Raw genomic sequence first — 24,014 nt, forward strand, 5'->3', positions numbered from 1 at the left:
CGACCCGCGGTCGCGCCTACCTCGCCAGCGGCGCGACGACCCAGCGGCGTGTCTTGAACATGCCGTCCTGCGGACCGATCTCGATCAGCTTGCGGGCCGCGGGGTAGGCCTCGTTGCCCTCCATCTCGTAGCCGACCTCGAAGGTGCCGGGGACGTCCCGGACCTCGGGCACGGCCTGTGCCGCGGCGCCCTGCTCCGGCTCGTCCGCGGTGACCGCCGCGAGCTCGGCGAGGAGCCTGCGCTGCGCCGCGTCGAGCGCCCTGCGCGGGTCGCGCTCCAGCGGGGCCGCCGTCGCCTTGCCGCCCTTGGGCGGAGGCGGCGAGATCTCCGTGCTGGGCTCGCGCGTGACGCCGGTGGCCTCGCGGGTCGCGATCTGGGACTGGACGACCGTGCCGTCGTTGTCGAGACCGACGCGGATCAGGCCGCGGCCCGGGGTGATGACGGGCACGCCGTCGAAGACCTGGCGGAACGTCACGTGCGTCTCCAGGGAGACCGGGCGGCCGACCTCGGAGCCGTCCTTCGTCCCGGAGTTCTGCATCAGGTCGTGCACGCTGTCGACGACCAGTTCGGCACCGTCCGCGTACCTCTCGGCGAACGCGCGCGCCGCCTCGACGGCGCGGTCGGTGGGCAGCTGCTGGGTGTTGCGGTGGTTGCCCTCGGCGAGCCTGACCCAGCGCACGCCCTGCGGGCCCGTGGAGACGATCCGGTCGCCGGAGGAGGCGTTGAGCACGCCCTGCCGCTCGATCTGCACGTCCTGCAGCGCCGCCGAGGGGAACTCCGCCAACTGCCCGATCCTGGTGAGCTCCGCGCTCGGGTCGCGGGGCGCGAGCTGCACGATCTTGTGCTGCCCGGGGAGCTGGGCGAGCGGCTCCCTGACGCCTTCGCGCGCGTTGTACCAGCGCCACGCGTACCAGTTGTCCGGCACGTGCTCGCGGAAGAAGTTCCGCTCGGTGTTGAGGCGGTTGGTGGCCTCGGCCTGGGTGGCGCCGACCGCGCACACGGAGGGCGCCTGGCCGTGGTAGATGTCCCAGCTGGCGTTGAGCCACGCGTCGCAGAACGTCTGTCCGGCCCGCCACTTCTCCCAGAACTTCTTGCCGTAGTCGGGACTGTCGATGCTGACCGTCTCGAAGCCGAAGATCATCCGGAAGCCGATGTTGGGACCGGCCCAGGTGCGGATCGGGGAGTGGCCGCCGAGGACGCGCAGCGAGGTGCACGTCGACCAGAAGACGTAGTTGGCCTTTTCGTTGCCGAGCGCCATCCGGTTGGAGATGGCGTCACTGCGGCCGTCCCACACGCCGCCGAGCGGCGCGAAGAAGACGCCGTTGCCGTCCATGCCGCCGTGGCCCGAGTGGTACACCGCGCAGACCGCGTCCATGCCGTAGCGGTCCTGCCAGTTGTCGTACGTCTCCTCGTACGCCCACACCTGCGCGCCGCCGTCGGCGAACCAGAAGTTGCGGTCGTAGAACTGCTGGAGGTACGCCAGCCAGCCCGTGGCGTCGGCGTGCGTGTGGAAGAGCGGTGACTGGTTGACGAACTTCTGGATGCTGAAGGCACCCCACCAGCCGAAGGTCGAGTCGCGTGTGCCCGCAGCTCCCGGCTTCTCCGGTTCGAGCGGGGACGGACCGTGGTCCGAGTAGTTGATGCGCATGGCCATACCCCCTGGACGGTTCTCCTCGCGCCGTGCGCGAGGGGCCAAAAAAGTGTCACCGTCGACGGGTGTTGCCCAGTTGTCATTCCGGCCATAGAGCCCCCGTCACAGGCCTGTTCCCGCACATCAGCGGCCTCTGTGGCGCGGCGTCGCACACAATGTGTTCGTATCGGCGGAGCCGTACCTGCGCACCCCGATCGAACACGTCGCGGGCCGGACGGGGGCCCGCGCGGCCCGTTTTCATCCGGAGTGTGATCGGATGGGGGGCCACGGAACTTCCGATCACGGAACCGCACTGAAGGGAACTGCATCGTGGCAACCACGCGCTCCGCGCACACGGTCTGGGAAGGCTCTCTGACGGAGGGCTCGGGCACCGTCACCTTCGACTCCTCCGGCATCGGGGAGCAGGCGGTGTCCTGGCCGTCGCGCGCCGAGCAGGCCAATGGCAAGACCAGCCCGGAGGAGCTGATCGCTGCCGCGCACTCCAGCTGCTTCTCCATGGCGCTGTCGCACGGCCTCACCGGAGCGGGCACCCCGCCCACCCGGCTCACCACGTCCGCCGACGTGACCTTCCAGCCCGGCACCGGCATCACCGGCATCCACCTCACCGTCGAGGGCACCGTGCCGGGTCTCGACGAGGCCGCTTTCGTGTCGGCCGCCGAGGACGCGAAGGCCAACTGCCCGGTGAGCCAGGCCCTGTCGGGCACCACCATCACGCTTTCGGCCAAGCTGGCCTGACCCGACGCCTGTTGACGATGCCGTCGCCCCCTCCGGGGCGGCGGCATTGTCGCATCCGGGGGTTGACAGGATCTCACTCAAGTTTTGTGATGGGGAGTGGAGTAGACCTGGAAACGGGGGACTTGGGCTCGCTGCGGAAGGGACTGGACCATGGCACGTGCGGTCGGGATCGACCTCGGGACGACGAACTCAGTGGTGGCCGTGCTGGAGGGCGGTGAGCCCACCGTCGTCGCCAACGCCGAGGGCGCGCGCACCACCCCCTCGGTCGTCGCCTTCGCCAAGAGCGGCGACGTCCTGGTGGGCGAGGTCGCCAAGCGGCAGGCGGTCACCAACGTGGAGCGCACCGCCCGCTCCGTCAAACGCCACATGGGCGACGGGAGTTGGCGCTTCCCGGAGAGCGGCTCCGTGGACGGCACCCGCTACACCGCGCAGGAGCTGTCCGCGCGCGTCCTGCAGAAGCTCAAGCGCGACGCCGAGTCCTACCTGGGTGAGGACGTCACCGACGCGGTCGTCACCGTGCCCGCCTACTTCGACGACACCCAGCGCCAGGCCACCAAGGAGGCCGGCGAGATCGCGGGCCTGAACGTCCTGCGCATCATCAACGAACCGACCGCGGCGGCCCTCGCCTACGGCCTGGACAAGGGCGACGACCAGACCGTGCTCGTCTTCGACCTCGGCGGCGGCACCTTCGACGTGTCGCTCCTGGAGATGGGCGAGGGCGTCATCGAGGTCAAGGCCACCAACGGCGACACCCAGCTGGGCGGCGACGACTGGGACCAGCGGATCGTCGAGTACCTGGTGCGGCAGTTCAAGAACGCGCACGGCGTGGACCTCGGCAAGGACAAGATGGCCCTGCAGCGCCTGCGCGAGGGCGCCGAGAAGGCGAAGATCGAGCTGTCCTCGTCGAGCGAGACCGACATCAACCTGCCCTACATCACGGCCTCCGCCGAAGGACCGCTGCACCTGGCCGAGAAACTGACGCGCGCCCAGTTCCAGGAGCTCACCTCGGACCTGCTCGACCGCTGCAAGCAGCCCTTCCACCAGGCGGTCAAGGACGCCGGCGTCAAGCTCTCCGCCGTCGACCACGTGATCCTGGTCGGCGGCTCCACACGGATGCCCGCCGTCACGGAACTCGTCAGGGAGCTCACCGGCAAGGACCCGCACAAGGGCGTCAACCCGGACGAGGTGGTGGCGCTCGGCGCGACCCTGCAGGCCGGAGTGATCCGCGGGGACGTCAAGGACGTCCTGCTCCTCGACGTGACGCCGCTGTCGCTCGGCATCGAGACCAAGGGCGGCATCATGACCAAGCTCATCGAGCGCAACACCACGATCCCCACGAAGCGTTCGGAGACCTTCTCGACCGCGGAGGACAACCAGCCCTCGGTCGGCATCCAGGTCTTCCAGGGCGAGCGGGAGATCGCCGCCTACAACAAGAAGCTCGGCGTCTTCGACCTCACCGGGCTGCCGCCCGCGCCGCGCGGCGTCCCCAAGATCGAGGTCACCTTCGACATCGACGCCAACGGAATCATGCACGTCTCGGCCAAGGACCAGGCCACGGGCCGCGAGCAGCGCATGACGGTGACCGGCGGCTCCGCGCTGCCCAAGGACGACATCAACCGCATGGTCAGGGAGGCCGAGGAGCACGCGGAGGAGGACCGCAGGCGCCGCGAGGCCGCGGAGACCCGCAACCAGGCCGAGCAGCTCGTCTACCAGACGGAGCGGTTCCTGCGCGACAACGCCGAGAACATGGCGCGCGTCCCCGCGGCCACGAGGACCGAAGTGGAGTCCGCGGCAGCCGAGTTGAAGGACCTGCTCAAGAACCGCGCCGACGACACGGCGGCCCTGCGGGCGGGCGCCGAGAAGCTCGCCGCCGTGAGCCAGCAGATGGGCCAGGCCATGTACGCGAACACGGGCGCCGGAGCCTCGGCGGAGCAGCCGCCCCAGGACTCGGCCGCCGAGGAGGGCGTGGTGGACGCGGAGATCGTGGACGACGAGAAGGAGGGTAGGGGCGACGGAGGCGCCCCGTAAGGGGCGCGGGGAACTGCGCGACAAGCCACGACGTACCCGCAGACGGCGTCATGAATCTGCGCGCTCCCACCCTCTCCGCTCAGGCCGCGCAGCGACACGCTTCGGATCCTTGCTGCGGTACACCACATACGGCCGAAACAGATACTGCACCGGCGCGCTGAACATGTGGACGAGGCGGGTGAAGGGCAGCAGCGCGAAGAGCAGCATCCCGATGACGGCGTGGATCTGGAAGGTGAGCGGGACGCCCACCATCAGGTCCACGTCGGGCTGCAGCGTGAACAGGCTTCGGGCCCAAGGGGCGAGGGACTCGCGGTAGTTGTAGCCCTCGTCGAGACCGGAGTTGGTCAGCTTGGCCCACATGCCCATCACGATCGCCGCGAGCAGCACGAGGTACATCACCTTGTCGTTGGTGGTGGTCGCGCGGAACACCGGAGCCTTGGTGCGGCGGCGGTGGAGCAGCATCAGGATGCCGAGCACCGCGAGCGCGCCCGCCGCCGTGCCGCCCCACAGCGACAGCTTGTGGTACGCGCTCTCGGTCAGGCCGACCTTGTCCGTCCACGACTCCGGCACGAACAGGCCCATGAGATGGCCGACGAACACGAACAGGATGCCGTAGTGGAACATCGGCGAGGCGATGTTCAGGAGCTTGGACTCGTAGACCTGCGAGGAGCGCGTCGTCCAGCCGAACTTGTCGTACCGATAGCGCCAGGCGGTGCCCACGACGAGCGGGACAAAGGCGATGTAGGGAAGGGCGCCCCACAGCAGCGTGTTCATGAAGGTCGCTCCCCGATAAGTGCGAAGGGTTCCAGGCCGACGTCCTCGCGCGGCGGCCCCGAGCGGGCCAGCTCAAGGGCCTGCGCACGGTCCTTGGGCGAGGGCCCCGGCAGCGTCGCGCACACCGCCTCGACGACCGCGGCGTAGGGCGTGCCGAAGTCGCTCAGCGCGAGCCGCAGCAGTTCGAGGCCGCCGCGGTGCTCGGTGAGCAGGACGGGACCCGCGTGCGCGGAGAACTCCAGGACCGCCGGCAGGAAGTCCGGCAGCTCCTCGTCGCTGAACTCCAGGCCGTGCGCGCGGTAGACCTCCTTGAAGCGGACCAGGGCCATGCCGCGCCGCCGGGTGTCGCCATCGCTCCACCAGCTCAGATACAGGCTGTGCCGGTTCTTGAAGTCGAAGACCTGGACGTAGTGCGCGGCCAGTTCACGCGGGTCGGCGTCGGCCGCGTACGCGAGGAAGGCGTCGAACCGGGGCGGTGCCGCGGCCTTGAGCAGGGGCAGCCGCTCGTGGAACTCCTCGTCCGGGTAGGCGAGGCACAGCGCGGCGGCCTGGTAGAGAACGGCGTGTTCGTTCATCGCTCTTCCTCCTCCGGAGTGTCGGCGGTCTGCCGCTTGCGCAGCGCGTGGAAGTTCTCGATGGTGACCAGCGGCAGCTGCCTGCGTCCCGAGTCCTGGCCGAACGGCCCGTCGCCGCCCATCCCGGGGCCGTCCTCGTAGTCGAGGCTGCACGAGTCCGGCAGCGCCGACTCCTCCAGGCGCTGCGCGTCGGCGACCGCCGCGGTCGGGATCACGTACCGGTCCTCGTACTTGGCGATGGCCAGCAGGTGGTACATCTCCTCGATCTCGGGTCCCGACATGCCCACCGACCCGGCGACCGAACTGTCGGGCCGTTCCCCGAGGTTGATGGCCCGCATGTGCGCCCGCATCGCCGCCAGCTTCTCCAGCGAGGAGCGGACCGGCTCCACGTCGCCCGCGGTGAAGATCTCCGCCAGGTACTCCAGGGGGATGCGCAGGGTGTCGATCGCGCCGAAGAGGTTCGCCGCGTCCTCGCCGTCGTGGCCCGTCTCGTTCAGCGCGTCCACCACCGGCGACAGCGGCGGGATGTACCAGACCATTGGCATCGTGCGGTACTCCGGGTGCAGCGGGAGCGCCACCTTGTACCTGCTGATCAGGGCGTGCACGGGGGAGCGGCGCGCGGCCTCGATCCAGTCGTGCGCGATCCCGGCCCGCTCGGCCTCACGCCGCACCTCGGGGTCCTCGGGGTCGAGGAAGACACCCAACTGCGCCTCGTACAGCTTGTGTTCGTCGGGTTCCGAGGCGGCCGCCGTCACCTTGTCGGCGTCGTACAGGATCACGCCGAGATAGCGAAGCCGGCCCACGCACGTCTCCGAGCAGACCGTGGGCAGCCCCACCTCGACGCGCGGGTAGCACAGCGTGCACTTCTCGGCCTTGCCGGTGCGGTGGTTGAAGTAGACCTTCTTGTACGGGCAGCCGGTCACGCACTTGCGCCAGCCCCGGCAGTGGTCCTGGTCGACCAGGACGATGCCGTCCTCCGACCGCTTGTACATCGCGCCGGACGGACACGACGCCACGCACGCCGGGTTCAGGCAGTGCTCGCAGATCCGCGGCAGATAGAACATGAACGTCTGCTCGAAGGCGAACTTCACCTTCTCCGCGGCCTGTTGGCGGGTCCTGGCCACCATCGGGTCCAGGTCGCCGTACCGGGTGGCGCCACCGAGGTTGTCGTCCCAGTTCGACGACCACTCGATCTTCATCGGCTTGCCCGAGATCAGCGAACGCGGCTCGGCCACCGGGTAGTCGTCGCCGAGCGGGGCGTCGGTGAGGTTCTTGTACTCGTACGTCCAGGGCTCGTAGTAGTCCTTGATCTCCGGCAGCTTGGGGTTGGAGAAGATCTCCAGGAGCGACTTGACGCGGCCGCCGTTCTTCAGCTTCAGGGCGCCCCGCCTGTTCAGCTCCCAGCCACCGCGCCACTTCTCCTGGTCCTCGTAGCGGCGCGGATAGCCCTGCCCCGGGCGGGTCTCGACGTTGTTGAACCAGACGTACTCCATGCCGTCGCGGTTGGTCCACGCCTGCTTGCAGGTGACCGAACAGGTGTGGCACCCGATGCACTTGTCGAGGTTCATCACCATCGCGATCTGGGCCATGACCCTCATGTCAGTACTCCACATCTTGCGAGCGGCGGCGGATGACGGTGACCTCGTCGCGCTGGTTGCCCGTCGGGCCCAGGTAGTTGAACGCCCACGACAACTGGGCGTAGCCGCCGATGAGATGGGACGGCTTGAGGATGAGACGGGTCAGGGAGTTGTGGATGCCGCCCCGCTTGCCGGTGGTCTCCGCCTTGGGGACGTTCACCGTGCGCTCCTGCGCGTGGTGCATGTAGACCGTGCCCGCGGGCATCCGGTGCGAGACGATCGCCCGCGCCACGACCACGCCGTTGCGGTTGACCGCCTCGATCCAGTCGTTGTCCTGCACGCCGATCGCCTCCGCGTCCTGCGGCGCCATCCAGATGGACTGGCCGCCGCGCGAGAGCGAGAGCATGAAGAGGTTGTCCTGGTACTCGGAGTGGATCGACCACTTGTTGTGCGGGGTGAGGTAACGGACCGTCACCTCCTTCTCGCCGTCCGGGCCGAGCCGTGGCTCCCCGAAGAGCCGGTTCATGTCCAGGGGCGGCCGGTAGACGGGCATCGCCTCGCCCAGCTCGTGCATCCAGTCGTGGTCGATGAAGAAGTGCTGACGCCCGGTCAGGGTGTGCCAGGGCTTGAGGTGCTCGGTGTTGAGCGTGAACGCCGTGTACCTGCGCCCGCCGGACTCGCTGCCGCTCCACTCCGGCGACGTGATCACCGGCACGGGCGCGGCCTGGGTGTCGGCGTACGTGATGCGCTTGCCCTCGTGCTCGGCCGCCAGGTGCGCCATCTGCTGGCCGGTGCGCGCCTCCAGGGTGTGGAAGCCCTGGGTGGCGAGGCGGCCGTTGGTCGTGCCGGACAGGGCGAGGATCGTGTTGGCCGCCTTGACCGCGGTGTCCAGGGCGGGCCGGCCGTCGGCGGGGCCGCCGCGCACCACGCCGTTGCGCTCGCGCAGGTCCTCCACCTCCTGGTCGGGGTGGAAGGCGATGCCCTTCACCGGCAGGCCGAGCCGCTCCACGAGCGGGCCGAGCGAGGCGAACTTCGCGCCGATCGCGGTGTAGTCGCGCTCGACCACCGCCAGGTTCGGCATGGTCCTGCCCGGGATCGCCTCGCACTCGCCCTTGCGCCAGTCCAGGACGACGCCGCCGGGCTGCGCCGTCTCTCCCGGGGTGTCGTGCTGCAGGGCGGTGGCGACGACGTCCTTGCGTACGCCGAGGTGCTCGACGGACAGCTCGCTGAGCCGGTCCGCGAGGGCGCGGAAGGTGTCGAAGTCGGTGCGGGCCTGCCAGGGCGGGTCGACGGCCGGGGTGAAGGAGTGCACGTAGGGGTGCATGTCCGTGGTCGACAGGTCGTGCTTCTCGTACCAGGTGGCGGCGGGCAGGACCACGTCCGACAGGAGCGTCGATGACGTCTGCCGGAAGTCGAGCGAGACGAGCAGGTCGAGCTTGCCCTCCGGTGCCTGCTCGCGCCAAGTGACCGTCGAGGGACGCTCGTTCGGCGCGGCCTCCTCGGCCCGCAGCGAGGAGTGCGTGCCAAGGAGGTGCTTGGTGAAGTACTCGGCGCCCTTCGCGGACGAGCCGAGCAGGTTGGCGCGCCACAGCGTCAGGACGCGCGGCCAGTTCTCGGGGGCGTCGGGGTCCTCGCAGGCGAACTTCAGGGTGCCCGCCTTGAGTTCGTCGACGACGTTGGCCACCGGGTCGCCCGTCGTCGCGCCCAGGTCGAGGGAGTTGCGGTCGAACGTCGGGTACGACGGCATCCACCCGGAACGGGCCGACAGGGCCAGGCAGTCGGCGCCCGTCATCCCCGCGAAGCGGCCCTCGCCGAGCGGTGAGGACAGGACGTCCGCCGCGAACCTGTCGTAACGCCACTGGTCGGTGTTGAGGAACCAGTAGGCGGCGCCGATCATCTGCCGCGGCGGCCTGCTCCAGTCGTTGGCGCTCGCCAGCGTCGCCCAACCGGTGGAGGGGCGGCACTTCTCCTGCCCGACGTAGTGCGCCCAGCCGCCGCCGTTGCGGCCCTGGCAGCCGGTGAGCTGGAGCAGCGCGAGAAACGCGCGGTAGATCGTCTCGGAGTGGAACCAGTGGTTGGTCCCCGCGCCCATCAGGATCATGCAGCGCCCGCGCGACTTCTCGGCCGTCGTCGCGAACTCCCGTGCGATCTTGACGCACTTGGCGGCTGGGACGGAGGTGTGCGCCTCCTGCCAGGCGGGGGTGCCCGGCGTGTCCGCGTCGTCGTACGAGGCGGGCCACGTGCCCGGCAGCCCCGCGCGCCCGACGCCGTACTGCGCGAGCAGCAGATCGAAGACCGTGGTGACCAGCGGCCCTTCCTGTCCACCGAGCCGGGTCGCGGGCACCCCGCGCCGCACGACCTCGCCCCGGCCCTGGCCGTGCGTGCCGCCCTCGGTGTCGAAGCGGGGCAGCAGGACCTCGACGCCCGCCGCGACGTCCGCGCCGTGCAGGGTCAACAGCGGCTTGATGGAGCCCAGTTCGAGGTTCCACTTGCCCTTGCCCGACTCGGTCCAGCGAAAGCCCAGCGAGCCGTTGGGCACGGCGGGCTGCATCGTCGTCTCGTCGAGCACCGCCGTCTTCCACTCACCGCCCTCGCCCTCCTCGCCCAGGTCACTGGCGCGCAGGAACTTCGCGGGCACGTACGCGCCGTCGCGCTCGGTCAGCGTCACCAGGAAGGGCAGATCGGTGAACTTGCGTACGTAGTCGGTGAAGAAGTCCGTCGGGCGGTCGACGAAGAACTCCTTGAGGATCACGTGCCCCATCGCGAGGGCGAGGGCCCCGTCCGTGCCCGGGTGCGGATGCAGCCACTCGTCGGCGAACTTGGCGTTGTCGGCGTAGTCGGGCGCCACGACCACGACCTTCTGGCCGCGGTAGCGGGCCTCGGCCATCCAGTGCGCGTCGGGCGTCCTGGTCACGGGGACGTTCGAGCCCCACATCATCAGATACGCGGCGTCCCACCAGTCGCCCGACTCCGGTACGTCGGTCTGGTCGCCGAACACCTGCGGCGAGGCGACCGGCAGGTCCGCGTACCAGTCGTAGAAGGAGAGCATCGGCGCGCCGATCAGGCCCATGAAGCGGGCCCCCGCCGCGTGCGACACCATCGACATCGCGGGGATGGGGGAGAACCCGGCGACGCGGTCCGGGCCGTACGTCTTGATCGTGTGGACGTGCGCCGCGGCGACGATCTCGACGGCCTCGTCCCAGCTCGCCCGCACCAACCCGCCCTTGCCGCGCGCCTGTTGGTACGTCCTGCGGCGCTCCGGGTCGCTCTGGATGTCGGCCCAGGCGAGCACCGGATCCTTCAGGCGCGCCTTCGCCTCCCGGTACATCTCCAGGAGGACGCCGCGCAGATACGGGTAGCGCACACGGGTGGGGGAGTACGTGTACCAGGAGAACGCGGCGCCGCGCGGGCAGCCGCGCGGCTCGTACTCGGGGCGGTCGGGACCCACGCTCGGATAGTCCGTCGCCTGCGTCTCCCAGGTGATGATGCCGTCCTTGACATACACCTTCCACCGGCAGGAACCGGTGCAGTTCACGCCGTGCGTGGAGTTCACGACCTTGTCGTGGCTCCAGCGGTCCCGGTAGAAGGTGTCCGCGTCCCTTCCCCCGGTCAGCGACACGCTGTGCAGGTCGGGGGCGGCGGTGCCGCGCCGGAAGAACTTCCCCGCCCGCAGGAGGGCGGCGGCGGGCTCGGTCGTCTCTGTCACCGTGGAGCTCCCTAGGTCTGCCTCCCATCGAACCTAGGTGCGGCGATCCCGGGGCACCTGCTGGCAGCCGCCGTACGGGTTGCGGACGGGAGGGACGGGCATTACCTCGCACGTAATCGACCGGGTGGCGCGGGCTCGGCACAGTGGTGGCAACGGATCAGGGCCGGCCCGCAGAGACCGGATCCGTCACCAGTATCCGCTCCGTACCGCCGCTTGGAGGCAGCCCGCCATGACCACGTCGACCTACCCCCTCGCCACGCTGGCCCGCACCACCGACCCGACGACGATGCTGCGCCGCTTCCTCGGCCTGGACGCGGTGGTGACCGGGGCCAACGGCATCGCGTACGCCGCCGCGTCCGGCCCGCTCGGGCGCTTCCTCGGGGTCGACCCGGGGCTGCTGCTCGGCCTCGGCGCCGGGCTCGTCCTGTACGCCGCGGGCGTCGGTCTCCTCGGGGCGCGCAAGAGCCCGCCGACGCCCGCCGTGCAGGCGGTCGTCGAGATCAACGCCGCCTGGGCGGTGCTCAGCGTCGTCGCGCTGGTCGCCTGGTTCTCGCCCACCACGGCCGGGACGGTGTGGATCCCGCTGCAGGCCGTGACCGTGGGCGGCTTCGCCGCGCTGCAGTACGCGGCGCTGCGGGCGGTGCGGGCCTGAGCGTTGCCCCTCAGGACATGCGTGACTGCAGGAACTTGACCGTCGCCGGGTCGGCCGGGAGCAGCGTCTCGATGGCCAGCTCGGCGACCGTCACGTCCATCGGGGTGTTGAACGTCGAGATGGACGAGACGAAGGACAGGACGTGGCCGTCGTGCTCGATGCGCAGGGGCAGCGCGAAGTACGGCACCTCCGTGCCCGCCGCGAAGGCGTCCACCCCCGGGTCCCCCACCGGGTACGCCGCGACCTCGTCGTACACCGCGCGCAGCGCGTCCGAGCGCTGCAGCGCGATCTGCCGCTCCATCTGGTGCAGCAGGTGCCCGCGCCACTCGCGCAGATTGCGGATCCTGGGGGCGAGGCCCTCGGGGTGGAGGGTCAGCCGCATCGCGTTCAGCGGTTCCCGGAGCAGGTGCTCCGGGACACCCTCCATGATCATCGCGATGCCGCGGTTGGCCGCGACGACGTCGTACGCCGCGTCGACGACCAGGGCCGGGTAGGGCTCGTAGCCGGCCAGGAGCTGCTCCAGGCCCTCGCGCAGCGTGCCCATCGAGGGGTCGTCCAGCGGGGTCTCGCGGAAGCGGGGTGCGTAACCGGCCGCGAGCAGCAGGGAGTTGCGCTCGCGCACCGGCACGTCGAGGTGGTCCGCGAGGCGCAGCACGAGCTCCTCGCTCGGGCGCGACCTGCCCGTCTCGACGAAGCTGATGTGCCGTGCCGAGGAGTCGGCGCGCAGGGCGAGCTCCAGCTGGCTGACGCGGCGCCGCTCGCGCCAGCCGCGCAGCAGCGGCCCCACCCCGGAGGCGTTGTCCCGGGCGTTCCCCTTGGCCTTGCCTTTGGTGCTCCCCTTGCCGGGCGCGGCGGTTGTCATACGTAGACGGTAGTCGAAACAGTTTGTGGCAAGGTGAGCCGGAGATGGACTTGGTGATGGACTTCCTGGAAGGAGCGTGACCATGACCACCCCCGAACCGCTCTCGCTGAAGGAGATCGAGGACCGCCTCGCCGAACTGCCCGGCTGGTCCCTCGACGGCGACCGGATCACCCGCACCTACCGCCTCGGCTCGCACTTCGCGGCGACCGCCCTGGTGGTCCACGTCGCCCAGACGCAGGAGGAACTCGGCCACCACAGTGACCTGACGCTCGGCTACAACACCGTGACGCTGGCGGTGAACACGCACAGCGCGGGCGGCGCGCTCACCGACCTCGACTTCGAACTCGCCCGCAGGGTCGAGGAGTTCGCCCCCGCGCACGGCGCCGAGTGAGTCCGGCGATGCTGGACTACAGCAAGGAAGCCGACCGCTACGACGCCTCGCGCGGGGGTGAGCCCCGCGCCGCCGCGGCCGCGGCCGCCGTGCTCGGCCTGGTGCCCGCCGACGCCCGCACGCTCCTCGACGTGGCCTGCGGGACCGGCCTGGTCACACGGTGCCTGGCCGCCCGCGACGGGCTGCGGGTGACGGGGGTCGACGCGGCGCACCGCATGACGCGGATGGCCGCCGACCGGGTGCCGGGCGCCATCGTCCTCGGCGACAGCCGTCAACTGCCCTTCCCCGACGGGGTGTTCGACGCGGTGAGCACCGTCTGGCTGCTGCACCTGCTGTCCGGCGCCGAGGAGACCAGGGCGGTCGTCGCCGAGTGCGCGCGGGTGCTCCGGCCCGGCGGGGTCTACGTCACCACCGTCGACAAGGCGGCCTCGCACGACGTGGGCAGCGACATCGACGCCGTCCTCGCCCCGCGCCCGGTGCGGCCCGCGGTCGACCGCGCCGCCGACGTCGACGTGTACGCGGCCGAGCGGGGCCTCGCGCCGGTGGGGCGGGCCGGCTTCCGCGGCCACGGGCAGGGCCGTACCCCGCTCTCCACGGTCGACGACCTGCGCCGCGGCTGGTTCACGCGGATCCCGCCCGACGGGCCGCTGGCCGAACGCCTCGCGGCGGGCCTCGCGAAGCTGCCGGACCAGGAGGTCGCGCGGCCCGATCCGCAGTTCAGCCTGCGGGCGTACCGGAAGCTGAGCTGAGGGTCCGGCTGCCGGTTTTTGCCGCCCCGGCAACATCATTCGCCGAGAACGGGAAGTCGGGAGCACGCTGGTCCTGTCCCCGCATGCCCCGCATGAGGGGCGCGAGGCCACGAAGGTCACGAGGGCAGAGACGGAAGGCGGCACCACACGATGGGTCACGACCACGACCACGACCACGGACACGGGCAGGGACAGGGCCACGGGCGGCAGGGCGCGAGCCACGGTCACGGCACCGGCCACGGGCACAGCCACAGCCACAGCCACGACGACCTGGACTGGTCCGCCATGGGCGAGATGCTGGAGCGCTTCGCCCGCATCGCCGCCCCCATGTACGGCGAGGTGGCCGCCTGGCTGAACCGCTGGGTCCCCGACCCCGGCGTCGTCGTCGACGTCGGCAGCGGCCCCGGCGCCGTCTCCCTCGTGCTCGCCGACGCCTTCCCCAAGGCGCGCGTCGTCGCGGCCGACCCCGAGGAGCGGCTCCTGGAGCGCGCCCGCGAGCGCGCGGCGGACGAAGGGCTCACGGACCGCTTCGGCACGGTGCGCGCCGCGCTCCCCGACGACATCGAGGACGTACCGCGGGCGGACCTGCTGTGGCTGTGCAGGTCCCTGCACCACGTCGGGGACCAGGCCGGCGCCCTCGCCGCGCTCGCCGACCGCCTGGCACCCGGCGGCGCCGTCGCCCTCCTGGAGGGCGGCCTGACCGCCCGCTACCTCCCCCGTGACATCGGCTTCGGCCGTCCCGCGCTCCTCTCCCGTCTGGAGGCCGCCGACGAGGAGTGGTTCACCGGGATGCGCGAGGGCCTGGACGGCTCCAAGGGCGCGACGGAGGACTGGCCGGCGCTCCTGACCGCCGCCGGCCTGCGGTACGAGGCCACCCGCAGCTTCCTCCTCGACCTGCCCGCCCCGCTCCCGGACGACGCCCGCGCCCATGTGGTGGCGGAGTTCACGCGCCGCCGCGAGATGCAGGCGGACCGGCTCTCCCCGGACGACGCCGCCACCTTCGACCGCCTCCTGGACGCGGACGACCCGCAGAGCCTGTACCGCCGCCCGGACCTGTTCGTCCTCTCGGCGCAGACGGTGCATGTGGCGGTGAAGGACGCGTAAGCCGGTGAAGGGCGCCTGAGGGGCACCGGGCGTCAACCGGCCTGTGCCACAAGGTCGGTTGACGTACGGATAGACGTACGGAGAGCGGACCAACCGAGGGCCGGCGCGGTGAAAACACGGTCGGCCCGCCCCGCCGACCCCGAAGGGTCGGCGGGGCGGGCCGATGCCGGTCAGGCCACGTCGAACTCGGCCGGATCCGGACCGAGCCTGCGGTCCTCGTTCAGCGCCGAGATCGCCGCCATGTCTTCGGCGTCGAGCTCGAAGCCGAAGACGTCGATGTTCTCCTTGATCCGCGACGGCGTCACGGACTTGGGGATCACGACGTTGCCCAGCTGGATGTGCCAGCGCAGCACGATCTGCGCGGGCGTGCGGCCGTGCTTCTGCGCGATGGCGACGATCGCCGGGACCTCGAGGAGGCCCTTGCCCTGGCCGAGCGGCGACCACGCCTCGGTGGCGATGCCCTGCTCGGCGTGGACCTCGCGGGACGCGCGCTGCTGGAGGTGCGGGTGCAGCTCGATCTGGTTGACGGCGGGGATGACCGACGTCTCGGCGATGAGCCGCTCCAGGTGCCCGGGCAGGAAGTTCGAGACGCCGATGGACTTGGCGCGGCCGTCGGCCTGGATCTTCTCGAAGGCCTTGTACGTGTCCACGTACAGGTCCTTGGAGGGCAGCGGCCAGTGGATCAGGTACAGGTCCACGTGGTCCAGACCCAGCTTGTCCAGGGAGGTGTCGAAGGCGCGCAGCGTCGCGTCGTAGCCCTGGTCGCTGTTCCAGAGCTTCGTCGTGACGAACAGCTCCTCGCGGGGCACGCCCGAGGCGGCGATCGCCTTGCCGGTGCCCTCTTCGTTGCCGTAGATGGCCGCGGTGTCGATGCTGCGGTACCCGGCCTCCAGGGCCGTCGCGACAGCCTTCTCGGCCTCGTCGTCCGGCACCTGCCAGACGCCGAATCCGAGCTGGGGCATCTCGACGCCGTTGTTCAGGATGATCGGGGGGACCTTGCTCACGAGCTCTCGATCCTTAAGTCGTCGGGTGGTACTCCCATGGTCAACGATCAGCGGCGGTGCTGCATTCCTGCCAGATCGGTCCGGACCATTGACGGTGTCCCGACACCCCGGGACCCTATGGCACAACGGCACACCGCTGAACGCAGGACACCCATGTGAACAGAGTCCCTGCCCGCGTCGCCCGTGTTCCTCGGCCCGCTCCTGAAACCCCCACCTCTTCGGCCTGAAACCCCCACCTCTTCAGGAAGGCAGCGACATGCACAGCACCGACCAGGAAAAGACCGCCCCCGAGCCCGCGCGCCGGCCCGCCGCCGACGCCACCGGCTGGCAGACCCCCGAGTACGCGATCGTCGACACCGCCCTCGAGGTCACCGCCTACCGGCTCGCCGACCGGTAGGGACCCGCCGCCATGCTGCTGCAGGTGCTCGGCACCGCGGCGGGCGGCGGGCTGCCCCAGTGGAACTGCGCGTGCCCCGTGTGCACCGGCGCGCGCGCCCACCCGGAACGCCGCCGCCGGCATGCCGCGCTCGCCGTCCATGTGGGCGAGGACCGCTGGTACCTCGTCAACGCCACCCCCGACATCGGCGACCAGATCGAGTCCACCCCGGCCCTGCGCCCCGGCGCGGGACCCGACGCACGCCGCACCCCGCTCGCCGGGGTCGTCCTCACCGACGCCGAACTCGACCACACCCTCGGCCTCGCCCGGCTGCGCGAGGCCCGCGACGGCGTCGAGGTCCTCGCGACCGCGCCCGTGCGCGACGCCGTCCGGGAAGGGCTGCGCCTCGACACCCTCCTTGAGCCCTACACGCGGGTGCGGTGGCGGGAAATGGTCCCCGGGCAGGGCCTGCCGCTCAGCGGCGGCTCGGGGATCCGCGCCGCCGCCGTACCGATCTCGGCCAAGCGCCCGCGGTACGCCGCGGGGACCGGGCCCGACGCGGACACCTGGTCCGTCGGGCTGCGCCTGACCGAGTCCGCCACCGGCCGCACCGTGCTCTACGCCCCGTCCCTCGCCGTCTGGAGCGAGGCGTTCGACGAGGCCGCCCGCGACGCCGACTGCGTCATCGTCGACGGCACCTTCTGGGACGACGACGAACCGGTGCGTGCCGGGTTCGCCGCCCGCACCGCCACCGCCATGGGGCACCGCCCGATCGCGGGACCCACCGGCACGGCCCACCGCCTGGCGCGGCTGCCGGGCCGCATCCTCTACACGCACCTCAACAACACCAATCCCCTGGGTGACCCGCACGCCGAGGAGTACAAGCTCCTCGCGGAGTGGGGCATCGACGTCGCCGCGGACGGGATGGTGATCGAGCTGTGACGGCCACGGCCGCGAGGCTCCACGCCGACGACCCCTGGACCCCGGACGAGCTCACGGACCGGCTGCGCGCCGTCTCCGCGGAGCGCTACCACGACCGGCACCCCTTCAACGTACGCATGCACGAGGGCGCCCTCACCCGCGACGAGGTGCGCCGCTGGATCGCCAACCGGTTCCACTACCAGCGGCACATCCCCGTCAAGGACGCCCTGGTCCTCGCCAAGTTCGACGACCCGGCGCTGCGCCGCGGCTGGCTGCGCAGGATCCGCGACCACGACGGGGAGCGGGACGGCGAGGGCGGCATCGAGCGCTGGCTGCGGCTCGGCGAGGCCGCAGGTCTCGGCAGGGAGCAACTCCTCGACGCCTCCAGGGTGTTGCCCGGGGTGCGGCTCGCCGTCGACGGGTACGTCAACTTCTGCAGGCTCAGGCCCGCGCTCGACGCCGTCGCCGCGTCCCTCACCGAACTCTCCGCGCCCGATCTGATGCGGACCAGGATCGCCGCCTTCGAACGGCACTACCCGTGGATCGACGCGGACGGACTCGCCTACTTCCGCGGCCGCGTCGGACAGGGCACCCGCGACGGGCAGGAGGCGCTCGGCCTCGTCCTGAAGTGGGCCCGCACCCGCGAGGAACAGGAACGGGCCGTCGCCGCCCTCGCGTTCAAGTGCGACGTGCTGTGGTCGCTCCTCGACGCCGTGGACCGCGGACCCGGAGGCGCGCCATGACCACCCACGATGTCGTACGAGGTGTCTGGCGCCCCGAACTGGCCCGCTCCGTCGTCCTGCGCCACGACCGGGTGCGCGGCGTCGACCTCCTGCTCCTGCCCGAGCGCGTCGTCGTCCTGCGGGGCGCGGCCGGGAGCATCGTCGCCCTGTGCGACGGCGAGCGCGACGTCGACGGCATCGTCGCGGAGCTGGCGCGCCGTCACCCCGACGCGCCGGTCGCCTCCGAAGTCCCGCCGTTCCTCGCGCGGTTGCGCTGCGAAGGGTGGCTCAGATGACCGGGCCGGAGCCGCCCTGGGCGCTGCTCGCCGAGCTCACCCACGGCTGCCCCCTGCGCTGCGCCTACTGCTCCAACCCCCTCGAACTGACCGCACGCTCGGCCGAGTTGACGGCGGGGGAGTGGGGTGACGTGCTGCGTCAGGCAGCGGACCTCGGTGTGGTGCAGACCCATCTGTCCGGTGGAGAGCCCCTGTTGCGCCGCGACCTCGCCGAGATCGTCGCGGCGGCCGACGCCGCCGGTATCCACACGCAGCTCGTCACCAGCGGCGTCGGCCTGCACGCGGAGCGCCTCGCGCGGCTCGTCGACGCCGGGCTGCGCAGTGTCCAGCTCTCCGTGCAGCACACCGACCCCGAAGCGGCCGGGCGCATCGCGGGAGCACGGGCGTTCGCCGCCAAGGAGCGCGCGGCGCGGCTCGTCGCGGAGGCCGGCCTGCCGCTCGGTCTCAACGCCGTGCTGCACCGCGGCAGCCTCGACGCGCTCGACGGTCTCGTGGAGCTGGGCCTCGCCTGGGGCGCCGACCGCGTCGAGCTGGCCAACGCGCAGTTCTACGGCTGGGCCCTGCGCAACCGCGCGGCCCTGCTCCCGGACCGGGCCCAGGTCGCGCGGGCCCGCGGGCAGGTCGAGCGGTGGCGCGAGCGGCTCGCGGGGCGCATGGAACTGGTGTGGGTGGCGCCCGACTACGTGGACGGCGTCGCGAAACCCTGCATGGGTGGGTGGGGCGCCCTCTCCCTGACCGTCGCCCCCGACGGCACCGTGCTGCCCTGTCCGGCCGCCGCCGACCTGCTCGGCCCGGCGGCGCCCAGCGTCAGGGGCAGCCGACTGGCCTGGATCTGGCGGGAGTCCGAGGCCTTCACCCGCTTTCGCGGCGAGTCCTGGATGAGTGAGACCTGCCGCGGCTGCGAGCTGCGCGCCGTCGACTTCGGGGGCTGCCGCTGCCAGGCGTACGCCCTGACCGGCGACGCCGCCCGGACGGACCCGGCCTGCCGCCGCTCGCCCGACCACGGCCTGGTCCGTGCGCTGGTGGACGAGGCGCGGGCCCCTGCCGGGACGGCGCCTCGATACGTGTACCGCACGTACACGGCGGACGCCGTGAACCAGTAACACCCCAACCCCCTCCCCTGGTTGAGATGAGGACCCCCATGAACGGTGTCACGAAGAGAGCTGCCCTGTTCGCGGCGGCGGCCGCGCTGACGGCCGCTTCCGCCCCGGCCGCGGTCGCCGGCGCCGCACCCGCCACCGCCGTCGGTGAACCCGCCACCGCCGTCGGTGAACCCGGCGGCGTCACCACCGTCTCCACCGGCTGGACCATCCCCTGGGGCACCGCCTGGCTGCCCGACGGATCGGCCGCCCTGGTCACCGAGCGCGACGACTTCCGCGTGTGGCGCGTCTCCGGGGACGGCAAGGAGAAGAAGCGGCTCGGCACCGTCCCCGAGTCCCAGACCACCGGCGGCGAGGGTGGGCTCATGGGCATCGCCGTCGACCCCGACTGGGCCACCAACCACCACGTGTACGTGATGCACACCTCGACCGAGGGCAACCGCATCGCCCGCATGACGTACGACGGCACGACCCTGTCCGGCTACAAGCCGCTGCTCAAGGGGATCAAGAAGAACAAGTACCACAACGGCGGACGCCTGGCCTTCGGCCCCGACGGCCATCTCTACGCCACCACGGGCGACGCCCAGCAGCCGGCGCTCTCGCAGGACAGGAACTCCCTCAACGGCAAGATCCTGCGCCTGACGAAGGACGGCGCGCCCGCCCCCGGCAACCCGTTCGGCAACTACGCCTACAGCATCGGCCACCGCAACCCGCAGGGCATCGCCTTCGACGCCCAAGGAAGGCTCTGGGAGGCGGAGTTGGGGCAGAACACCAGGGACGAACTGAACCTGATCAAGCCCGGAAGGAACTACGGCTGGCCCACCTGCGAAGGCACCTGCTCCGTCACCGGCATGACCAACCCCAAGAAGACCTGGGGCGTCGCCGAGGCCTCGCCGAGCGGCGTCGCGATCGTCGACGGCGCCGTCTACATGGCGGCGCTGCGGGGCCAACGCCTGTGGCGCATACCGATCAACGCGGGCAACGAGGACGTCGGTACCGCGAAGTCCTACTACGTCGGCGCGTACGGACGTCTGCGCGCCGTCACCACCGTGCCCGGCGCGAACGCGCTCTGGCTGTCCACCACCAACGCCGACAACATGGGCGGACAGCCCGACGGCGCCGACAAGATCCTGCGCGTGACGATCGGCTAGCCGTCCGTGCCGTCGGAGCCGTCCGTGCCCGCGGTCCCGAGGTAGGCGTCCCGCACCCTCGGGTCCGCGCGCACCTCGGCCGTGGTGCCCTGCGCGAGGACCCGGCCCAGGTCGAGGACGACGACGCGGGCGCAGAGCTCCATCACGAAGGCGACGTTGTGCTCGACGAGCAGTACGGCGCAGCCCTCCTCGTCCGCGAGATGCCGGACGACGACGGCCAGATGACGTCTCTCGTCGGCCGTCATCCCGGACGCGGGCTCGTCCAGGAGCAGCACCCCGGGCGGGTCCGCGACCGCGCGCGCCAGCTCCACCATGCGGGCCTGCCCCGTCGGCAGCGCTCCGGCGTAGTGCCCGGCGAGCGCGTCGAGGCCGCACTCGCGCAGCACGGCCGCGGCCCGCTCGCGCCGCTTCCGCTCGTGCCTGCGCCGGGTCGGGGCCGCAAGGAGATCGGCGGCGAACCCGCCGCCACCGCCCCGCCACTCCTGCGCGACGACGAGATTGTCGGTGACGGTCAGCTGCCCGAAGAGCTGCTGCCGCTGGAAGGTGCGGCGCATCCCGTGGCGGGCGCGCCACACGGGGGAGCGCCGTGTGACGTCGCCGCCGTCGAGCAGGACGCGCCCCCGGTCGGGCCTGCGGATACCGGACAGGACGTCGAACAGGGTGGTCTTTCCGGCCCCGTTGGGCCCGATCAGCCCGCAGACCTCGCCGGGGCGGACGGCGAGGCCCACCCCGTCGAGGGCGCGGATCCCGCCGAAGCGGACACCGACGTCCTCGGCTTCGAGTACGCACTCCCGCCTCCCCTTCTTCCCGTGCTCCCTCATGGCTGCGCCACGCCCTTCGTCGTCCGCCGTCCGCCGTCGGCGGCCATGCCGAGGTACGCCTCCGCGACGCGGTCCGCACTCACCTCGGAGCGTGGTCCGCACCAGGAGACGCGTCCCTGCGCGAGGTAGGCGACCGTGTCGGCGACGCCGAGGATCTCCGCGGCCTTCTCCTCGACGAGCAGCAACCCGGCGCCCGCGTCCCGGAGTTCGACCAGGAGGCGGAACACGTCGTCGACCACGCGCGGCGCGAGGCCGAGCGAGGGCTCGTCCGCGATGAGCACCTTCGGCGGGCGTTGCAGCAGGGGCGCGAGGGCGAGCAGCTGCTGCTCACCGCCGGACAGCGAGCCCGCGGTGACCTTGCGGCGCGCGGCGAGCCCCGCGAACCGCTCGTACACGGCGTCGCGTTCGTCCCGTTCCCTCAGGCGCAGGGCGAGGTTCTCGTCGATGGTGAGGGAGGGGAAGACGCCGCGGCCCTCGGGGGCGAGGACGACGCCGGCGCGGGAGCGGTGGACGGCGCCGGTGCGGGTGACGTCGCGTCCGGCGATGTACACGTGGCCCTGCGCCGGCGCGAGCAGGCCCGCCGCCGCGAGGCAAGTGGCGGACTTCCCGGCCCCGTTGGGGCCGAGGAGCGCGACGGTCTCGCCCGCGTGGACGGTGAGGGTCACTCCGTGGAGGACGGGGGTGCCGTCGTATCCGGCGTGGAGGTGGCGGAGGGCGAGGGCGGGTTCTCTTTCCCCGGCCCCGCCCCTTCCCGAAGTCCGCGGCTCCGCCGCCCGTGGCCCCTCCGGCACTGAACCTTTCAGCCCCTCCGGCGTTTGAGGAGCGGGGTCTGGGGCGGAGCCCCGGTTCCGGGAAGGGGCGGGCTCGGGGAAGGAGCCGCCGGAGGCGACCTCACCCCCCACCCTCCGCACCCTTCTCCGATGCCTTCGCACCGACACCGCCGCGCAGTACCCGTCCGGATCGTTGGCCAGCGCCAACCCCGCGAGCCCGAACAGGATTACCGGAAGGTGCACGGACTCCGTCACGTAGTCCGCCATCAGATGCGGCACGATCGCGAACACCAGCCCCGCCACCACCGCGAACTGCGCCCTGCGCACCCCCGCCGCGACCGCCACCGCCAACCAGATCAGCCCGGTCATCGCGGTGAAGTCGGTGGCGGTGATGCGGGTGTTGAAGGACGCGTACATCACGCCCCCGAACCCCGCGAGCCCCGCCGACAGGGTGAACAGGAGCAGCTTCGTGCGCACCACGGAGACCCCGGACGCCATCGCCGCCGCGGGCGCCGACCGCACCGCCAGCATCGCCCGCCCCGAAGCCGAGTTCCGCAACGCGCCGAGCGCCGCGACGGCCGCCGTGACGAGGACGACCATCGCGACCCCCATGGCCCGGTCGTCGGCGAGGTCGACGGGGCCGAAGACGGGCCGGGGGATCTCCCAGCCGGTGTCGCCGTTCCGCAACCACCCCAGCTGGAAGAGGACGTGATCGGCGAGGAAGGCCAGCGCCAGGGTCGCGAGGGCGAGCGAGCGCCCGCCGAGCCGCAGCGCGGGCAGCGCCACGAGCGCGCCGAGCGCCGCCGCCGCGCACGTCCCCACCAGGGCCGCCCCGGCGAACGGCCACCCGTGGCTCATCAGGAGGCCGGCCACCAGCGCCGCGCCCGTCACGAACGTGGCCTGGGCGAGGGACACCATCGCGCCGAGCCCCGTCACCACCGTGAAGGAGATGAACACCAGGGAGATCGCGAGGCCTTGGGCGAGGATGCCGCTCCAGAACGGGGTCGTCACCGTGTAGAAGCCCACGGCCATGAGCGCCGCCGCCACCGCCCAAGGCCCCCACCTGCGCCCCCACGACCGACCGGCGAGGTAGTCGACCGGCGGCGCGTCCACCGTCGCCGTGCCCGCCGTCCGCTGCCGCCGCGTCAGCAGGAGCAGCCCCGCGAACAGGATCAGGAAGGGCACGGCCGTGCGGAAGCCGGTGACGCGCTCCGCGAAGTCGGCGTACCCCGCCACGAGGTTCTGCAGCACCCCGAGCCCGAGGCCGCCGGCGAAGGCGAGCGGGACGGAGAGGAAGCGGCCGAGGACTGCGGCGGTGGCGGACACGAACAGGAACAGGGTGAAGTCGTGCGAGGACAGGCCGAGCAGCGGCGTCGCGAGCACGCCCGCCAGGCCCGCGAGGCCCGACGACAGCATCCACGCCACCGAGGAGAGCCGGTCCGCGCTCATGCCGCGCAGCTCCACCAGCGAGCGGTTGTCGACGGCGGCCCGCAGCCTGAGGCCGAGCGGGGTGTGCCGCATCAGGATCCAGAGGCCGAAGGCCACCGCCGCCGTGGTCACCCAGGTGATCAGCTGGTCGGAGTCGATGCCGACGCCGTCCATCAGCTGCCAGGACTTCGCGGGGCTCGGGCCGACGCCCGGCAGACCGAACTGGTTCTCCGCCGGTACGACCGGGGCCCCCGCGTCCTCAAGGAGCTCCACCACCCACAGGCCGAGCGCGGGCAGCGCGACGAGCAGGCCGATCGTCGCGACGATCTGCGCGGTCTCGCCGACCCGCGCCAGCTTGCGGAACATCAGGCGGTCCAGGCCCCGGCCGAGCGCCGGGGCGGCCACGAGGACGAGCAGCAGTGCCGTCGGCACGGCGGGCCAGCCGAAGCCGGAGTGCAGTTCGTGGAAGGCGAGCGCGCAGAGGTACGCGGTCGCTCCGTGTGCGAAGTTGAAGAGGCCGGAGGCCGAGTAGGACAGGACGAGGCCCGTCGCGAGGAGGGCGTACAGGGCGCCCGACACGAGACCGCTCAGCACGAATCCCAGGAGGTCCGACATGGCGGT

At 71.7% G+C, this 24,014-nt stretch carries 21 protein-coding genes; 12 read left to right on the forward strand and 9 right to left on the reverse strand.

The window, feature by feature from the left end; translation table 11 throughout:
- Positions 1–16 precede the first annotated feature (16 nt).
- Positions 17–1,648, reverse strand: a complete 1,632-nt coding sequence (locus ACZ4D5_RS27965) for a DUF6345 domain-containing protein (RefSeq protein ID WP_467775174.1) — start codon at positions 1,646–1,648, stop codon at positions 17–19.
- A 312-nt stretch (positions 1,649–1,960) separates the two neighbouring features.
- On the opposite strand from ACZ4D5_RS27965, the gene ACZ4D5_RS27970 reads away from it, so the two are divergent.
- Positions 1,961–2,386 (forward strand): OsmC family protein, encoded by a 426-nt coding sequence (locus ACZ4D5_RS27970; RefSeq protein ID WP_467775175.1) that lies wholly within the window; start codon positions 1,961–1,963, stop codon positions 2,384–2,386.
- A gap of 150 nt (positions 2,387–2,536) precedes the next feature.
- Positions 2,537–4,414 carry a molecular chaperone DnaK gene (dnaK, locus tag ACZ4D5_RS27975; RefSeq protein WP_467775176.1) on the forward strand — a complete coding sequence of 626 codons (1,878 nt, stop codon included), beginning with the start codon at positions 2,537–2,539 and terminating at the stop codon, positions 4,412–4,414.
- Between the two features lie 48 nt (positions 4,415–4,462).
- Here the strand turns inward: dnaK and narI are convergent, their stop codons facing one another.
- Genes narI through ACZ4D5_RS27995 form a run of 4 tightly spaced genes read right to left on the reverse strand, consistent with a single transcriptional unit; the run spans position 4,463 to position 11,046 of the window.
- On the reverse strand, positions 4,463–5,188 hold the full coding sequence (gene narI / locus ACZ4D5_RS27980; protein ID WP_467775177.1) for a respiratory nitrate reductase subunit gamma: 726 nt from the start codon (positions 5,186–5,188) through the stop codon (positions 4,463–4,465).
- A complete protein-coding gene (gene narJ / locus ACZ4D5_RS27985) occupies positions 5,185–5,763 on the reverse strand; it encodes a nitrate reductase molybdenum cofactor assembly chaperone (RefSeq protein WP_467775178.1) in 579 nt (192 codons plus the stop codon). Before narJ ends, narI begins: the two co-directional genes overlap by 4 nt.
- On the reverse strand, positions 5,760–7,361 hold the full coding sequence (narH, locus tag ACZ4D5_RS27990) for a nitrate reductase subunit beta (protein ID WP_467775179.1): 1,602 nt from the start codon (positions 7,359–7,361) through the stop codon (positions 5,760–5,762). The genes narJ and narH overlap by 4 nt, the downstream gene beginning before the upstream one ends.
- Before the next feature lies 1 nt (position 7,362).
- A complete protein-coding gene (locus ACZ4D5_RS27995) occupies positions 7,363–11,046 on the reverse strand; it encodes a nitrate reductase subunit alpha (RefSeq protein WP_467775180.1) in 3,684 nt (1,227 codons plus the stop codon).
- Positions 11,047–11,275: 229 nt separating this feature from the next.
- Here ACZ4D5_RS27995 and ACZ4D5_RS28000 point away from each other — a divergent pair, with 229 nt between their 5' ends.
- The gene (locus ACZ4D5_RS28000) at positions 11,276–11,698 is read left to right on the forward strand and encodes a hypothetical protein (RefSeq protein ID WP_467775181.1); all 423 of its coding nucleotides are present in this window, start codon (positions 11,276–11,278) and stop codon (positions 11,696–11,698) included.
- A 10-nt stretch (positions 11,699–11,708) separates the two neighbouring features.
- Here ACZ4D5_RS28000 and ACZ4D5_RS28005 read toward each other — a convergent pair whose 3' ends face one another.
- Entirely contained in the window at positions 11,709–12,560 is an 852-nt protein-coding gene (locus ACZ4D5_RS28005) for a helix-turn-helix domain-containing protein (protein ID WP_467775182.1), read from the reverse strand.
- Positions 12,561–12,642: 82 nt separating this feature from the next.
- Between ACZ4D5_RS28005 and ACZ4D5_RS28010 the strand changes: the two genes are divergently transcribed.
- The 3 genes from ACZ4D5_RS28010 (at position 12,643) to ACZ4D5_RS28020 (ending at position 14,804) form a co-directional block, all read left to right on the forward strand.
- A complete protein-coding gene (locus ACZ4D5_RS28010) occupies positions 12,643–12,951 on the forward strand; it encodes a 4a-hydroxytetrahydrobiopterin dehydratase (protein ID WP_467775183.1) in 309 nt (102 codons plus the stop codon).
- An 8-nt stretch (positions 12,952–12,959) separates the two neighbouring features.
- The gene (locus tag ACZ4D5_RS28015) at positions 12,960–13,700 is read left to right on the forward strand and encodes a class I SAM-dependent methyltransferase (RefSeq protein ID WP_467775184.1); all 741 of its coding nucleotides are present in this window, start codon (positions 12,960–12,962) and stop codon (positions 13,698–13,700) included.
- Positions 13,701–13,850: 150 nt separating this feature from the next.
- Entirely contained in the window at positions 13,851–14,804 is a 954-nt protein-coding gene (locus ACZ4D5_RS28020; protein WP_467775185.1) for a class I SAM-dependent methyltransferase, read from the forward strand.
- A gap of 170 nt (positions 14,805–14,974) precedes the next feature.
- Here the strand turns inward: ACZ4D5_RS28020 and ACZ4D5_RS28025 are convergent, their stop codons facing one another.
- Complete coding sequence (locus ACZ4D5_RS28025; protein ID WP_467775346.1) at positions 14,975–15,766, reverse strand: aldo/keto reductase; 792 nt, start codon at positions 15,764–15,766, stop codon at positions 14,975–14,977.
- A gap of 298 nt (positions 15,767–16,064) precedes the next feature.
- Between ACZ4D5_RS28025 and pqqA the strand changes: the two genes are divergently transcribed.
- The 6 genes from pqqA to ACZ4D5_RS28055 are packed head-to-tail and all read left to right on the forward strand — an operon-like array spanning position 16,065 to position 20,374.
- Positions 16,065–16,205, forward strand: a complete 141-nt coding sequence (gene pqqA, locus ACZ4D5_RS28030; RefSeq protein WP_467775186.1) for a pyrroloquinoline quinone precursor peptide PqqA — start codon at positions 16,065–16,067, stop codon at positions 16,203–16,205.
- 12 nt (positions 16,206–16,217) lie between these two features.
- Positions 16,218–17,126: a pyrroloquinoline quinone biosynthesis protein PqqB gene (pqqB, locus tag ACZ4D5_RS28035; RefSeq protein WP_467775187.1), complete on the forward strand. Its 909-nt coding sequence runs from the start codon at positions 16,218–16,220 to the stop codon at positions 17,124–17,126.
- On the forward strand, positions 17,123–17,848 hold the full coding sequence (gene pqqC, locus ACZ4D5_RS28040; protein WP_467775188.1) for a pyrroloquinoline-quinone synthase PqqC: 726 nt from the start codon (positions 17,123–17,125) through the stop codon (positions 17,846–17,848). Before pqqB ends, pqqC begins: the two co-directional genes overlap by 4 nt.
- Positions 17,845–18,123, forward strand: a complete 279-nt coding sequence (gene pqqD / locus ACZ4D5_RS28045) for a pyrroloquinoline quinone biosynthesis peptide chaperone PqqD (protein ID WP_467775189.1) — start codon at positions 17,845–17,847, stop codon at positions 18,121–18,123. The genes pqqC and pqqD overlap by 4 nt, the downstream gene beginning before the upstream one ends.
- Positions 18,120–19,226 (forward strand): pyrroloquinoline quinone biosynthesis protein PqqE, encoded by a 1,107-nt coding sequence (gene pqqE / locus ACZ4D5_RS28050; protein WP_467775190.1) that lies wholly within the window; start codon positions 18,120–18,122, stop codon positions 19,224–19,226. The genes pqqD and pqqE overlap by 4 nt, the downstream gene beginning before the upstream one ends.
- Positions 19,227–19,264: 38 nt before the next feature.
- The gene (locus ACZ4D5_RS28055) at positions 19,265–20,374 is read left to right on the forward strand and encodes a PQQ-dependent sugar dehydrogenase (protein WP_467775191.1); all 1,110 of its coding nucleotides are present in this window, start codon (positions 19,265–19,267) and stop codon (positions 20,372–20,374) included.
- Here the strand turns inward: ACZ4D5_RS28055 and ACZ4D5_RS28060 are convergent.
- Both ACZ4D5_RS28060 and ACZ4D5_RS28065 read right to left on the reverse strand, forming a co-directional pair.
- Positions 20,371–21,195 carry an ABC transporter ATP-binding protein gene (locus ACZ4D5_RS28060; RefSeq protein ID WP_467775192.1) on the reverse strand — a complete coding sequence of 275 codons (825 nt, stop codon included), beginning with the start codon at positions 21,193–21,195 and terminating at the stop codon, positions 20,371–20,373. The genes ACZ4D5_RS28055 and ACZ4D5_RS28060 overlap by 4 nt on opposite strands.
- The gene (locus ACZ4D5_RS28065; RefSeq protein WP_467775193.1) at positions 21,192–24,008 is read right to left on the reverse strand and encodes an ABC transporter permease subunit; all 2,817 of its coding nucleotides are present in this window, start codon (positions 24,006–24,008) and stop codon (positions 21,192–21,194) included. The genes ACZ4D5_RS28060 and ACZ4D5_RS28065 overlap by 4 nt, the downstream gene beginning before the upstream one ends.
- Positions 24,009–24,014 lie beyond the last annotated feature (6 nt).

This window comes from Streptomyces sp. NPDC025651 (assembly GCF_055558735.1).